General features: G+C 68.0%; 12 protein-coding genes and 1 pseudogene. 7 read left to right on the forward strand and 6 right to left on the reverse strand.

The genetic code is table 11. The features are described from left to right. The 6 genes and pseudogenes from ACF8ML_RS22605 to paaE form a co-directional block, all read left to right on the forward strand. A pseudogene (locus tag ACF8ML_RS22605) lies at positions 1–525 on the forward strand (phenylacetate--CoA ligase); the annotation flags it as partial. 45 nt (positions 526–570) lie between these two features. Next, positions 571–1,593: a 1,2-phenylacetyl-CoA epoxidase subunit PaaA gene (gene paaA, locus ACF8ML_RS22610; RefSeq protein ID WP_012202742.1), complete on the forward strand. Its 1,023-nt coding sequence runs from the start codon at positions 571–573 to the stop codon at positions 1,591–1,593. Beyond that, complete coding sequence (gene paaB, locus ACF8ML_RS22615; RefSeq protein ID WP_013804631.1) at positions 1,590–1,895, forward strand: 1,2-phenylacetyl-CoA epoxidase subunit PaaB; 306 nt, start codon at positions 1,590–1,592, stop codon at positions 1,893–1,895. Before paaA ends, paaB begins: the two co-directional genes overlap by 4 nt. Before the next feature lie 13 nt (positions 1,896–1,908). Beyond that, positions 1,909–2,691 (forward strand): 1,2-phenylacetyl-CoA epoxidase subunit PaaC, encoded by a 783-nt coding sequence (paaC, locus tag ACF8ML_RS22620; RefSeq protein WP_043825951.1) that lies wholly within the window; start codon positions 1,909–1,911, stop codon positions 2,689–2,691. Beyond that, positions 2,691–3,260 (forward strand): 1,2-phenylacetyl-CoA epoxidase subunit PaaD, encoded by a 570-nt coding sequence (gene paaD, locus ACF8ML_RS22625; protein WP_353177274.1) that lies wholly within the window; start codon positions 2,691–2,693, stop codon positions 3,258–3,260. Before paaC ends, paaD begins: the two co-directional genes overlap by 1 nt. Continuing rightward, positions 3,257–4,354, forward strand: coding sequence for a 1,2-phenylacetyl-CoA epoxidase subunit PaaE (gene paaE / locus ACF8ML_RS22630; RefSeq protein ID WP_016449341.1), 1,098 nt, complete (start codon positions 3,257–3,259; stop codon positions 4,352–4,354). Before paaD ends, paaE begins: the two co-directional genes overlap by 4 nt. A gap of 33 nt (positions 4,355–4,387) precedes the next feature. On the opposite strand, the gene ACF8ML_RS22635 is transcribed toward paaE, so the two are convergent. The 6 genes from ACF8ML_RS22635 to ACF8ML_RS22660 form a co-directional block, all read right to left on the reverse strand. After that, on the reverse strand, positions 4,388–5,080 hold the full coding sequence (locus ACF8ML_RS22635; protein WP_016449342.1) for a hypothetical protein: 693 nt from the start codon (positions 5,078–5,080) through the stop codon (positions 4,388–4,390). Between the two features lie 2 nt (positions 5,081–5,082). Further along, entirely contained in the window at positions 5,083–5,391 is a 309-nt protein-coding gene (locus tag ACF8ML_RS22640; protein ID WP_223275368.1) for a hypothetical protein, read from the reverse strand. A gap of 396 nt (positions 5,392–5,787) precedes the next feature. Next, positions 5,788–7,242 carry a SulP family inorganic anion transporter gene (locus tag ACF8ML_RS22645; RefSeq protein ID WP_392408084.1) on the reverse strand — a complete coding sequence of 485 codons (1,455 nt, stop codon included), beginning with the start codon at positions 7,240–7,242 and terminating at the stop codon, positions 5,788–5,790. Between the two features lie 326 nt (positions 7,243–7,568). Then, positions 7,569–8,066 carry a hypothetical protein gene (locus ACF8ML_RS22650; protein WP_392408086.1) on the reverse strand — a complete coding sequence of 166 codons (498 nt, stop codon included), beginning with the start codon at positions 8,064–8,066 and terminating at the stop codon, positions 7,569–7,571. A gap of 86 nt (positions 8,067–8,152) precedes the next feature. Further along, positions 8,153–8,719, reverse strand: a complete 567-nt coding sequence (gene ssb / locus ACF8ML_RS22655; RefSeq protein WP_016449346.1) for a single-stranded DNA-binding protein — start codon at positions 8,717–8,719, stop codon at positions 8,153–8,155. 159 nt (positions 8,720–8,878) lie between these two features. Then, entirely contained in the window at positions 8,879–10,054 is a 1,176-nt protein-coding gene (locus ACF8ML_RS22660) for an MFS transporter (RefSeq protein WP_070080733.1), read from the reverse strand. A gap of 273 nt (positions 10,055–10,327) precedes the next feature. On the opposite strand from ACF8ML_RS22660, the gene uvrA reads away from it, so the two are divergent. Next, positions 10,328–13,435: an excinuclease ABC subunit UvrA gene (gene uvrA / locus ACF8ML_RS22665; protein ID WP_392408087.1), complete on the forward strand. Its 3,108-nt coding sequence runs from the start codon at positions 10,328–10,330 to the stop codon at positions 13,433–13,435. Position 13,436: the final 1 nt, after the last annotated feature.

Consider the following 13,436-nt stretch of genomic DNA (forward strand, 5'->3'; position numbering starts at 1 on the left):
TGGGAAGACCATTTCTATCCCGAGATCATCGACCCGGACACGGGCGAGGTGCTGCCCGACGGCAGCGAGGGGGAGCTGGTCTTCACGTCGCTGTCCAAGGAAGCCATGCCCATCATTCGTTACCGCACGCGGGACCTGACGCGGCTGCTGGCGCCGACCTCGCGCAGCTTCCGGCGCATGGGCAAGATCGTGGGGCGCAGCGACGACATGATGATCATCCGCGGCGTCAACGTCTTTCCGACTCAGATCGAGGAAATCGTGCTGGCCAATGCCAGCCTCACGGGCCTGTACCAGATGCACATCAGCCGTGAAGGCCTGCTGGACACCGTCGAGGTGCACTGCGAGCTGCAGCCGCAGCGGCGCGGCCTGGGCGATGCCGAGCGCGGCGAGATCGCGCAGTGGGTGCAGCAGCGCATCAAGACCCTGGTGGGCATTTCCACGGCGGTGCGCGTCTTCGATCCCGACACCATCGAGCGCACGCAGACCGGCAAGGCCCGGCGCGTGTACGACAGGCGGCCGCGCTGAGGCACCGCCGGCCGTCGTCAACCATTTCATTGAAGGAGATCGCACATGTACACCCAGGCCATGGACACCATGGGCAAGGAAGCGGGCGATGGCGGCAAGGCCGTGCGCTCGGCCGACGAAATGCGCCTGCAGCAGCGCTTTGACGAGCGCATCGATGCCGGCGAATTCATCGAGGCCAAGGACTGGATGCCCGACAACTACCGCAAGACGCTGCTGCGCCAGATCAGCCAGCACGCGCACAGCGAGATCGTCGGCATGCTGCCCGAGGGCAACTGGATCAGCCGCGCGCCCACGCTCAAGCGCAAGGCCATCCTGCTGGCCAAGGTGCAGGACGAGGGCGGCCATGGCCTGTACCTCTACGCCGCCGCCGAGACGCTGGGCAGCAGCCGCGACCAGATGCTGCACGCGCTGCACACGGGCAAGGCCAAGTACAGCTCCATCTTCAACTACCCCACGCTGACCTGGGCCGACATGGGCACCATCGGCTGGCTGGTGGATGGCGCGGCCATCATGAACCAGGTGCCCATCTGCCGCTGCTCCTATGCACCCTATGCGCGTGCCATGGTGCGTATCTGCCGCGAGGAGAGCTTTCACCAGCGCCAGGGCTACGAGGCGCTGCTGACCATGATGCAGCAGGGCACCGAGGCGCAGAAGGCCATGGTGCAGGACGCCGTCAACCGCTGGTGGTGGCCGTCCATCATGATGTTCGGCCCGCCCGACGACCAGTCGCCCAACAGCGCGCAGTCCATGCGCTGGGGCATCAAGCGCATCTCCAACGACGCGCTGCGCCAGAAGTTCATCGACGCCACGGTGGACCAGGCCAAGGTGCTGGGCGTCACCCTGCCCGACCCCGACCTGAAATGGAACGAGGCCCGCCAGGCCCATGACCATGGCCCCATCGACTGGGACGAGTTCTGGCGCGTGATCGCCGGAGACGGCCCCTGCAACCGCGAGCGCCTGGGCGCACGCGTCAAGGCCTGGGACGAAGGCGCCTGGGTGCGCGAAGCCGCGCTGGCCCATGCCCGCAAGCAGACACAGAGAAACCAGACCCGCAAGGAGGCCGCATGACCACCGCCGAACAGAACATCACCAACGAATGGCCGCTGTGGGAAGTCTTCGTCCGCAGCAAGGCCGGCCTGGACCACAAGCACTGCGGCAGCCTGCATGCGGCCGACCCGCAGATGGCGCTGCAGATGGCGCGCGATGTCTACACGCGGCGCCAGGAGGGCGTGAGCGTCTGGGTGGTGCGCTCGGACCAGATCGTGGCCAGCGACCCCGGCGACAAGGACATGTTCTTCGACCCGGCCCAGGACAAGGTCTACCGCCATCCGACCTTCTACCAGCTGCCGCCCTCGGTGGACCACATGTGAGCGGGGAGCTGCCATGAACGCCTCCGCCTCCTCCATCGCCATCGACGCCCGCCCCGAGGTGCAGTACCTGCTGCGCCTGGGCGATACCTGCCTGATCCTGGCCCAGCGCCTGGGCCAGTGGTGCGGCCACGCGCCCATCCTCGAAGAGGACATCGCCATGACCAACATGGCGCTGGACCTGGTCGGCCAGGCGCGTGCGCTGCTCACGCGCGCCGGCCAGCTCGAAGGCCGCGCGCACGACGAGGACCAGCTCGCCTTTCTGCGCGACGAGCGCGACTACTTCAACGCCACGCTGGCCGAGCTGCCGCGCGGCGACTTCGCCTTCACCGTGCTGCGCAACGCCATGGCCGCCACCTGGCTGCGCCTGATGTGGGAACGCCTGGTGCACTCCAGCGACGCCGAGCTGGCCGCCATCGCCGCCAAGGCGCTCAAGGAGGCGCGCTACCACGAGCAGCACGCGGGCGACTGGGTGGTGCGTCTGGGCGACGGCACCGAGGAATCGCGCCAGCGCATGGAGGCGGCGCTGGCCCAGCTGTGGCGCTATGCGGCCGAGCTGTTCACCGACGACGCCACGGACGCCGCCGCACGCGCCAGCGGCCTGGGCCCGGCCTGGTCCGAACTGCGCGAGCCCTGGCAGGCCGAAATGGCCGCCCTGCTGCAGGAGGCCACGCTGGACATGCCGGCTGAATCCGCCTTCCGCAGTACGGGCCGCAACGGCGTTCACAGCGAGCACATGGGCTTCATCCTGGCCGAGATGCAGCATCTGCAGCGCGCCTATCCGGGCGGGGTGTGGTGATGGCTGCCGCACGGCTTGTGGCCGTCACATCCGCCTCGGCCGAGCGCGAGCGCCTGGCCTGGGCCGCGCTGCAGGACGTGCCCGACCCCGAGGTGCCCGTGATCTCGGTCTGCGAGCTGGGCATCGTGCGCGAGGTCCATGCCCTGCCCGAAGGCCAGGGCATGGAGATCGTGCTCACGCCCACCTACTCGGGCTGCCCGGCCACCGAGGTCATAGAGCGCAGCGTGCTCGAGGCCATCGAGGCCGCCGGCCTGGGCCCTGCGCGTGCCGTGCTGCGCCGCGCCCCGGCCTGGACCACGGACTGGATCAGCGACGACGGCCGGCGCAAGCTGCGCGAATACGGCATCGCGCCGCCCGGGCGCTGTGGCGACGCCGGCCTGCCGGAGGGCACTTCGCCCATCCGCCTGGTGCGCCGCCGCCAGGGCATTGCCGCGCCCGAGCCCGTTGCCTGCCCGCACTGCGGCAGCGTGCACACCGAGCGGCTGTCGGCCTTCGGCGCCACGGCCTGCAAGGCCCTGCACCGCTGCCTGGACTGCCGCGAACCCTTCGAACACTTCAAGCCGATATGACCACGACCACGATGTTCCACCCGCTGCGCGTGCGCAGCATTGCGCCCGACACGGCCGAGGCCGTGGTCGTCTCCTTCGACGTGCCGCCCGCGCTGCGCGAGGTCTTCGGCTTCACCCAGGGCCAGTACCTGACGCTGCGCCACCAGATCGACGGCCAGGACCTGCGCCGCAGCTACTCCATCTGCGCAGGCGTGGATGACGGCGAGCTGCGCGTGGGCGTGCGCAAGGTGCGCGGCGGCCAGTTCTCCAACTGGATCAACGAGCATCTGCGCCCCGGCGACACGCTGCAGGTCATGGCGCCCCAGGGCCGCTTCTTCGTGCCCATCGAGCCCGGGGCCGCGCGCCACCATGTGGGCATCGCCGGCGGCAGCGGCATCACGCCCATCCTGTCCATCATGAAGACCGTGCTGGCGCGCGAGCCCGCCAGCCGCTTCACGCTGATCTACGGCAACCGCCAGCTGCAGTCCACCATGTTCAAGGAGGAGATCGAGGACCTCAAGAACCGCTACATGTCGCGGCTGTCGCTGCAGCATGTGTTCTCGGACGAGCACACCGACCTGCCGCTGAACATGGGTGTGATGGACCGAGCCAAGATCGCCGAATTCCTGCAGGGCGTGGTGCCGGCCGCGCACATCGACCATGTCTACATCTGCGGACCCTTCCAGATGAACGACGAGGCCGAGGCCGCCCTGCTGGCCGCCGGCGTGCCCGAGGAGCGCATCCACATCGAGCGCTTCGGCGTGGCCCTGCCGGCCGCAGGCCAGGGCACGGTGGGCGCCGTGGTGCACGAGGCCCAGCCCGGCGACGCCGCCACCGCCCGCATCACCCTGGTGCGCGACGGCCTCTCGCGCGAGATCCCCTTCACGCGCGGCCAGGCCAGCATCCTGGACGCGGCCTCCTCGGCCGGGCTGGAAGTGCCCTATTCCTGCACCTCGGGCGTCTGCGGCACCTGCCGCGCCAAGGTGGTCGAGGGCGAGGTGCGCATGGAGCGCAACTTCGCCCTCGACAAGAACGAGGTCGCCTGCGGCTTTGTCCTGACCTGCCAGGCGCATCCGCTGACCGAGCGCGTGGTGCTGTCGTTCGATGAGCGTTGAGGGCGCCTGCGTTCTGGCGCAGGGCAGGAAGACTCAGGGAAACAGTGTCGAAAGCATGTGCTTTGGCACTGGCAGCCCATCAGATGCTTCGATGAAATGCAGACCCTTGGATGCGGGCTGTATGGACTGAAACGCGGAAGGAAAGCGCGGCAGCTGCACATGGTGCTTGCTCTTGCATTCCTCGCAGGCGTGGAACTGCGGCTGGAAGACTTTGTTTTTATGGCTTCCCACGGGACCGTTGGCATCCCAGACGGCCAGCGATGCCTCGGTGGAAACCGGCTTGCACAGGTTCTTCCAGTCCAGTGCCCCGTGCACGACCATGTAGAAGCCAATCAGGTTGGAAACCAGGTCTTCCTGGCTGAATCCACTGTCTGTGAGGAGCGACATGGATGCCTGCAGGCTCTCGAAGCCCATGGAAACCTCCATGAATATGGCCAGGGCCACGGAGCGCTTCGCTGAAAGAGACAGGCCTTTCTTGACGAGATAGAACTTGGCAAATTCCTGGGTCAGGCCAAAGCGCCCCATGGATTGCTTGTATTGAATCAGATGGCTGTCGGAGTGACCGGGAATCCCGATGCCGCGCTCATGCAGTATGTCTTTCCAGAGATAGGCCGCACTGGCGTAGCGATTGCGGTGGCTCTCGACCGATTGGAGGTGGCCCAGGTCAATCCATCCGCAGTTGCAGGTATAGATGAGTCTTCGGGGTATGTGGGATCTGCTGGACATGTTCAGTCGTAATGGGTGAGCGTGACCTTGCACAGGCCTGTTGCGATTGCCTGGGTGACCGCCAGTACGGCAACTTCGCCGGCCGATGACGCGTATTGCGCGTATTGGACAAGGCGCTCTCCCTCGGGGACAAACGATGCGGCGGCATTTCCGGCATCGATGGATCTCTGGTGGAAATCCTTCTGGCGCAGGTAGCTGGTGAGGGCCGCAGTGGCCTCGGTGATGTCCTTGGCGCTGGTCTCGAAGGTCATCTCGGACTGCGGTGGCTTGTTGCCATCACCGACGGAGCCGAAGTAGGTGGGCTGCGCCATCGTCCCTGTCGCTGGCGCATTGCGTATCAGGGAAGAGATGCCTACGTAATATCTGAGCGATCCCCGCTCAGGCGAGTAGTCCTCCTGGGAGATGAGAAACCCATACACGGCCAACCAGGATGCGGATGCGGCAAAGACCAGGAGGACAAGGCCCAAGATAACGGATCTGAGTCGCATGGAAGAGATGGAACGGGTTCGGGGAGGTGACGGCGGTCCAGATCCTAAATGAGCGGGCTGAAATCTTTATTTCAAAAGAGTAACTCTTTGAAATAGAGAATTTACTGAATGACCCATTCGATATTTGGCGGATTTCTCTTTGCGAAAGAGCAGACCGCGTCTGCCTCAGGAAAGCAAGCGGTCTGCCAGCGCTGGAAAACCATGCCCGGGGCAGGTTTCCTACTCGATGCCGATATCCAGCCGTGACACCAGTGCCCGGCCGTGTTCGTTCAGGCCCGTCACCTCGACCGTGCTGCCGTGCTTGCGCAGGCGCTGGCAGACCTTGTCCAGCGCATTGACGGCCGTGATGTCCCAGAAATGGGCGTTGGTCAGTTCGATGCGCACCGGCCGGCCTTCGATGTCCCGCACGTCGAAGGCATCGACCAGCAGGTCGGCCGAGGCAAAGAAGACCTGGCCCGAGACGCGGTAGGTCAGGCCTGCGCCGTCCTGCGTCTTCTCGACGGACAGCAGCCTTGAGACCTTGAAGGTGAAGAACACCCCGCTGAGCAGCACGCCGACGCCCACGCCGGCGGCCAGGTTGTCCGTGGCCACGGTGACCACCACGGTGGCCAGCATCACGGCGCTGGACAGCTTGGGGTGCCTGAGCAGGGCGCGCGCCGATCCCCAGTCCAGCGTGGAGGCCGACACCATCACCATGATGGCCACCAGCGCCGCCACCGGCACCTGGGATACCCAGGGCTTGAGCAGCACCATCAGGATGAGCAGGAAGGCGCCCGCGAACAGCGTGGACAGCCGGCCGCGGCCGCCGTAGCGCACATTGCCCACGGTCTGGCCGATCATGGCGCAGCCGGCAATGCCGCCGAACAGGCTGGCCGCGATGTTGGCCACGCCGATGCCGCTGCACTCGCGGTTCTTGGAGCTGGGCGTGTCCGTGAGTTCATCGACCACGCTGGCCGTCATCATGGACTCCAGCAATCCCACCATGGCGATCGCCAGCGCGGGCAGGGCGATCAGGCGCAGCGTCTCCAGCGACCACGGCACCTGCGGCATCCCGAAGCTGGGCAGGCCGTCCGGCAGCAGGCCCAGGTCGGCGACCGTCTTCAGGGGCAGGTCCAGCCAATTCGCCGCCACCGTCAGCACCACGATGCAGACCAGGGGCGAAGGCACCGCCGTGGTCAGCCGGGGCAGGCCGTAGATGATCAGCAGGCCGGCGCCCACCATGGCCCAGGTGGCGGCATTGGCGCCGATCAGGTGCGGCATCTGGGCCGAGAAGATCAGGATGGCCAGCGCATTGACGAAGCCCGTGCGCACCGAGCCGGACACATAGCGCATCAGCACGCCCAGGCGCAGCAGGCCGAACAGGATCTGCACGGCTCCCGCAAGAATGCCGGCCGCAAAAAGGTACTGCACGCCATGCGCATGCACCAGCGGAGCGGCCACCAGGGCGACCGAGCCCGCAGCCGCCGACACCATGGCCGGGCGCGCGCCCGTGAAGGCGATGACGATGCTGATGATGAAGGAGGCGAACAGGCCGACGGCGGGATCGACCCCGGCCACGAAGGAGAAGGCGATGACCTCGGGGATCAGCGCAAAGGTGGCCACGGCGCCGGCCATGAGCTCGCGCGGAATGCTGGGCGCCCACTCGGCGCGAAAGGGATGGGGGTGTTTCGACATGGAAATGGCCGACCCCGCCGCGCTGGGTGTGACAAGGCGGGGCAGGATTTTGTAGACGGGAATGAACATGCCGGGCGTCGGGCGATGCCCGAAACAACCTGGCGGCTTGTACGGTTCGGCCGTGCTACGGCGGCGCCAGGCGGGTGCAGCCCGAGCGCCGGCTCTGCGAGCCGCGCGCGATGCGGGCCAGCGTGAAGCTGTGAAGGCGTGCGGCATCGCGGCTGCGCGCATGGCGAGCCCCGGGTTGACGGTGCCGGTGGACTGAAATCACGGGCGCGATTGTACGAGGGGGTGCTGCCTGCCGCGGGATGGGCCCCTGGCCGCAATCAGTCGTAGTGCGCCATGGTGGCGCGGTAGCGCACAGGGCCTTGCTCGGCCGACGAGGCCTGCACCACTTCCACGTAGACGACTTGGCCCGAAGACGCCGTGTACCTGGCATGGCGAACGCGCCGCCCCATGCCGTAGGAGGGGCCGGGCGTTTCGTCGTCCGCAGTCCGGGAATAGCCTTTGCCGAGCAGGTAGGCATCGAAGGCGTGCGTGGCGGGGCCAATGCTTGCGAACTCCACGTCATAGGACACCAGGCCGTGTGGCGGCTTGTTGCCGTCGCCCACGGTGCCGAAGTACTCCGCCTTGCCCAGCGCGCCCACCAGCGGCGCATGGCGCACCAGGGACGAGATGCCGATGTAGTAGGTGAAGCTGCCGGGCTCGGGCGTGTAGTCCTCCTGCGAGATCAGGCATAGGGTTGCAGCCAGCCAGCCGAACACGGCTAGCGGCAGGCACAGGACAAGACTCCACAACAGGGTTCTGGCACGCGGCAGGAGCATGGGATTTGTCGTCGGGCGCCTGGAAAAACAAAACCCGCTTTCCGGGGAAAGCGGGTCTGGATGCTCAAGAACCTTGATGGTCCGAATCAGAACGGAATGTCGTCATCCATGTCGTCAAAGCCCGAGGCCGCGCGCTGCGGCGGGGGTGCCATGGGTGCGGGAGCGGGGCGCTGGGCAGGGGCCTGGCGCGGTGCGGGCGCTGCCATGGGGGCAGGGGCCGGGCGGCGCTGTTGCTGCTGGGGAGGGGCGTCGTAGCCGCTGTCGCCATAGCCTTCATCGCCATAGCCGCCGCCTTGCTGGCCACCGCCGCCGCCTTGGCGGCTGCCCAGCATCTGCATGGTGTCGGCGCGGATTTCGGTGGCGTAGCGTTCCTGGCCGGAGGCCTGGTCGGTCCACTTGCGCGTGCGCAGGCTGCCTTCGACATAGACCTGGCTGCCCTTGCGCAGGTACTGGCCCACGATTTCGGCCAGGCGGCCGTTGAAGACCACGCGGTGCCACTCGGTGGCTTCCTTGTTCTCGCCCGTGTTCTTGTCGCGCCAGCGGTCGGTGGTGGCGATGGTCACGTTGGCCACCTGATCGCCACTCGGGAAGGTGCGCATTTCGGGGTCGCGCCCGAGGTTGCCGACGATGATGACCTTGTTGACGGATGCCATGAGTGAAATACCTTTACAGAGAGAAGTGGCCCGGGCATAGAAGGATGGATCCCGGGCCAGACGCGCCATTGTGCCGCAAGCCGTCCGCCGTTGGCAGGGGGCGGATATGCCGGTGCAGCGGCTGGCTGCAGCAGTTTGTAACCGTCGGAAAACTGCCGTTCAGCCGTGGCGGCCCACGGGGCGCAGCGGCCAGGTGACGACCAGCCACAGCACGGCCAGGACGCTCGTCAGGGTGAACAGGCCCGGCATGCCGGCCCATTTGGCGACGGCGCCGCCCAGCGCGCCGCCTGCGAACAGGCCCAGCGATTGCAGCGTGTTGTAGGCGCCCAGCGCCGCGCCGCGCAGCGGGGCCGGGGCCATGCGAGAGACCAGGCTGGGCTGGGTGGCCTCCAGCGCGTTGAAGCCGCAGAAGAACACGAACATCAGCACGGCCATGGCCCACAGCGGCGGCTGCGCGCCGCCGGCCGCCAGCAGGCCCAGGCCGATCTGCACGAGGGTGATCAGGGCGATGGCGCCCAGCAGGGCCGCGCGCAGGCGCCCGCGCCGCTCCATGGCGAACAGGCCGCCCATGGCGGCGAAGGACAGCACCACGGCCGGCAGGTAGACATGCCAGTGCGCCTGCTTGTCCAGGCCTGCCTGCACCAGCATGGCGGGCACGGCCACCCACATGGACATCTGCACGGTGTGCAGCACGAAGACACCCAGGTTCAGGCGCACCAGGTCGCCATGGCGCCACAGCTCGGCCATGCGGCCGCGCGGCTGGTCGGCGTGGCGCGCGGGCTCGGGAGGGACGACCCAGAGCACGACGGCAATGCCCGCCAGCGCCAGGGCGCAGGTCAGGCCGAAGATGCCGGGCAGCCCGCCCCAGGCCGCCAGCAGGGGGCTGAGCACCAGGGCCAGCGCAAACATGAGGCCGATGCTGCCGCCCACCATGGCCATGGCCTTGGTGCGCACGCTGTCGCGCGTGAGGTCGGCCAGCAGCGCGGTCACGGCGGCCGAGACGGCGCCCGCGCCCTGCAGGCCCCGGCCCCACATCAGGCCCAGCAGCGAGTCGGCCGTGGCCGCCAGCAGGCTGCCCGCGGCAAAGACCAGCAGCCCGGCGACGATGACGCGCTTGCGCCCGAACCGGTCCGAAGCCAGGCCCAGGGGCAGCTGGAACACGGCCTGGGTGAGCCCGTACAGGCCCATGGCCAGGCCGATCATGGCCGGATCATCCCCGCCCGGGTATTTGCGCGCCTCCAGCGCGAACACCGGCAGCACCAGGAACAGGCCCAGCATGCGCAGCGCAAAGATCAGCGCCAGGCTGGCGCTGGATCGGCGTTCCTGCGAGGTCATGCGGCCCGATGCGGCCGAGGAGGGGGCTGGCGCCTGGGCGCCGTGGACGGGTGTGGGGGAATCGAGCACGGGGTGCACTGTTGTGGGGGCAAGCAATCCGCCATTCTCGCCCATAGGCCGGCGCTGCGGGGTGGCTGGGTTATGCAAGGCAGTGCAAGACAGTTTTGTGAAGGGGCGCCGCGGCAGACCCTGCCGCCCCGCAGACCGAGCCGCCATGCGGTGGCACGGGTTCTGACCTATCATGGCGGGTTCGCCTTCGCAGGGGTTTTCCCGATGCCTGGTTCCCACACGATTTCCGAAGACGGCGGCCTGGACCGGGCCGCCGACTCCCGCTCCCAGCCCGACGGCCGCTACCTTGGCCTGGCGCTGGCGCAGTCACGCATCGCCATCCGCGGTGCGCGCACGCACAACCTCAAGAACATCGACCTGGATATTCCGCGCAACCGGCTGGTGGTGATCACCGGGCTGTCGGGCTCGGGCAAGTCCAGCCTGGCCTTCGACACCCTGTACGCCGAGGGCCAGCGCCGCTATGTGGAGAGCCTGTCGGCCTATGCGCGCCAGTTCCTGGGGCGGCTGGACAAGCCCGATGTGGACCTGATCGAGGGCCTGTCGCCCGCCATCAGCATCGAGCAGAAGGCCACCAGCCACAACCCGCGTTCCACCGTGGGCACGGTGACCGAGATCAACGACTACCTGCGCCTGCTGTTCGCACGCGCCGGCACGCCCTACTGCCCCGACCACAACCTGCCGCTGCAGTCCCAGACCATCAGCCAGATGGTGGATGCGGCCCTGGCCCTGCCCGAGGACACGCGCCTCATGGTGCTGGGGCCGCTGGCGCGCAACAAGAAGGGCGAGTTCGCCGAGCTGTTCGCGCAGATGCAGGCCCAGGGCTATGTGCGCTTTCGCATCGACGGCAAGATCCACGAGTCCCATTCCCTGCCCGCGCTGGAGAAGAACGAGCGCCACGACATCGACGTGGTGATCGACCGCCTCAAGGTGCGTGCCGACGCCCAGCAGCGCCTGGCCGAGAGCTTCGAGGCCGCCCTGCGCGCGGGCGGCGCCGACGCCGGCGGCCGCGTGATCGCCCTGGAGATGGACAGCGGCAAGGAGCACCTCTTCAGCGCCAAGTTCGCCTGCCCGCTGTGCAGCTATTCGCTGCCCGAGCTGGAGCCGCGCCTGTTCTCGTTCAACTCGCCCATGGGCGCCTGCCCGGGCTGCGACGGCCTGGGCTGCACGGAGTCCTTCGATCCCGAGCGCGTGGTGGCCTTTCCCACGCTGAGCCTGGCCAGCGGCGCCGTCAAGGGCTGGGACCGGCGCAACGGCTACTACTTCTCCATGCTGGAGAGCGTGGCGCGCCACTATGGCGTCGATGTGGAGCTGCCCTTCGAGGAGCTGCCCGAGAAGGTGCGCAACGTGATGCTGTGGGGCTCGGGCGAGGAGGAAATGCCCTTCACCTATGTCTTCGACAGCGGTGCGCGCAAGGGCGAGACCCTGGTCAAGAGCCATCCCTTCGAGGGCATCATCCCCAACATCACGCGGCGCTGGCGCGAGACCGAGTCCAGCGTGGTGCGCGACGACCTGGCGCGGCTGCGCAGCGTCGCCGTCTGCCCCGACTGCGGCGGCACGCGGCTGCGCCGCGAGGCGCGCTTCGTGCGCATCGGCGAGGGCGAGCAGGCCCGCGCCATCTACGAGGTGGGCCATGCCACGCTGGCCGAGGCCCATGCCTGGTGCGCGTCCCTGCAGCTGTCGGGCGCCAAGGCCGAGATCGCGGGCAAGGTGGTGCGCGAGATCGCCTCGCGCCTGCTGTTCCTCAACGACGTGGGCCTGAGCTACCTGAGCCTGGAGCGCGGGGCCGACACACTGTCCGGCGGCGAGGCCCAGCGCATCCGCCTGGCCAGCCAGATCGGCAGCGGCCTGACGGGCGTGATGTATGTGCTGGACGAGCCCAGCATCGGACTGCACCAGCGCGACAACGACAAGCTCATCGGCACGCTGCAGCATCTGCGCGACATCGGCAACAGCGTCATCGTGGTCGAGCACGACGAGGACATGATGCGCGCGGCCGACCAGATCATCGACCTGGGGCCGGGCGCGGGCGTGCATGGCGGCCGCGTCATGGCCCAGGGCAGCTACGAAGAGGTGCGCGCCAACCCCGATTCGCCCACGGGCCGCTACCTGGCGGGCACCCAGCGCATCGAAGTGCCTGCGCGGCGCACGCCCTGGCAGCCCGTGGTCGAGGCGCCGGCCGAGGGCGAGGTCCGGTCTCCTGCCAAGGGCTTCCCCGCACGCACGGGCCAGCATCCGGCCGAGGCCGGTGCGGCTGCGCCGCAACTGCAGGCCCTGCGCGTGGTGGGTGCACGCGGCCACAACCTCAAGGGCGTGACGGCGGATTTTCCCGTGGGCCTGCTGACCTGCGTGACCGGCGTCTCGGGCTCGGGCAAGAGCACCCTGGTCAACGACACGCTCTATACCGAGGCCGCGCGCCAGATCCACCGTGCCGGCGGCGAGGCCGCGCCGCACGACGACATCATCGGCATGGGCTATTTCGACAAGGTCATCAATGTGGACCAGTCGCCCATAGGCCGCACGCCGCGCAGCAACCCGGCCACCTACACGGGCCTGTTCACGCCCATCCGCGACCTGATGGCCGAGACCAACACCGCCAAGGAGCGCGGCTACGGCCCCGGGCGCTTCTCCTTCAACGTGGCCGGCGGCCGCTGCGAGGCCTGCCAGGGCGACGGCGTGGTCAAGGTGGAGATGCACTTCCTGCCCGATGTCTACGTGCCCTGCGACATCTGCAACGGCCAGCGCTACAACCGCGAGACGCTGGAGGTGCAGTGGAAGGGCCGCAACATCTCCCAGATCCTGGAGATGACGGTGGAGGACGCCCATGCCTTCTTCAAGGACGTGCCCACCATCGCCCGCAAGCTGCAGACCCTGCTGGATGTGGGCCTGTCCTATATCCGGCTGGGCCAGAGCGCGACCACGCTGTCGGGCGGCGAGGCGCAGCGCGTCAAGCTGGCCCAGGAGCTGTCCAAGCGCGACACGGGGCGCACGCTCTACATCCTGGACGAGCCCACGACGGGCCTGCACTTCGCCGACATCGCCCTGCTGCTCAAGGTGCTGCAGCAGCTGCGCGATGCGGGCAACACCATCGTGGTCATCGAACACAACCTGGACGTGATCAAGACGGCCGACTGGATCATCGACATGGGCCCCGAAGGCGGCTCGGGCGGCGGCCAGGTGGTGGCCACGGGCACGCCCGAGGACGTGGCGGCCAACCCGGCCAGCCATACGGGGCGCTACCTGCGGCCCTATCTGGAGGCAGCGTCGGTGTCGGCTCCTGCAGCGGCCAAGGCTGGTCGCCGGAAAGCACAGTGAG

The organism is Delftia sp. WSY_10 (genome assembly GCF_043104705.1).
GTDB classification, from domain to species: domain Bacteria; phylum Pseudomonadota; class Gammaproteobacteria; order Burkholderiales; family Burkholderiaceae_C; genus Comamonas; species Comamonas tsuruhatensis.

What these genes read in the sequence shown, in the direction of transcription:
- paaA (WP_012202742.1), top strand. Translation starts at nt 571, where the DNA reads ATGTACACCCAGGCCATGGACACCATGGGCAAGGAAGCGGGCGATGGC.
- paaB (WP_013804631.1), top strand. Translation starts at nt 1,590, where the DNA reads ATGACCACCGCCGAACAGAACATCACCAACGAATGGCCGCTGTGGGAA.
- paaC (WP_043825951.1), top strand. Translation starts at nt 1,909, where the DNA reads ATGAACGCCTCCGCCTCCTCCATCGCCATCGACGCCCGCCCCGAGGTG.
- paaD (WP_353177274.1), top strand. Translation starts at nt 2,691, where the DNA reads ATGGCTGCCGCACGGCTTGTGGCCGTCACATCCGCCTCGGCCGAGCGC.
- paaE (WP_016449341.1), top strand. Translation starts at nt 3,257, where the DNA reads ATGACCACGACCACGATGTTCCACCCGCTGCGCGTGCGCAGCATTGCG.
- ACF8ML_RS22635 (WP_016449342.1), bottom strand. Translation starts at nt 5,080, where the DNA reads ATGTCCAGCAGATCCCACATACCCCGAAGACTCATCTATACCTGCAAC.
- ACF8ML_RS22640 (WP_223275368.1), bottom strand. Translation starts at nt 5,391, where the DNA reads ATGGCGCAGCCCACCTACTTCGGCTCCGTCGGTGATGGCAACAAGCCA.
- ACF8ML_RS22645 (WP_392408084.1), bottom strand. Translation starts at nt 7,242, where the DNA reads ATGTCGAAACACCCCCATCCCTTTCGCGCCGAGTGGGCGCCCAGCATT.
- ACF8ML_RS22650 (WP_392408086.1), bottom strand. Translation starts at nt 8,066, where the DNA reads ATGCTCCTGCCGCGTGCCAGAACCCTGTTGTGGAGTCTTGTCCTGTGC.
- ssb (WP_016449346.1), bottom strand. Translation starts at nt 8,719, where the DNA reads ATGGCATCCGTCAACAAGGTCATCATCGTCGGCAACCTCGGGCGCGAC.
- ACF8ML_RS22660 (WP_070080733.1), bottom strand. Translation starts at nt 10,054, where the DNA reads ATGACCTCGCAGGAACGCCGATCCAGCGCCAGCCTGGCGCTGATCTTT.
- uvrA (WP_392408087.1), top strand. Translation starts at nt 10,328, where the DNA reads ATGCCTGGTTCCCACACGATTTCCGAAGACGGCGGCCTGGACCGGGCC.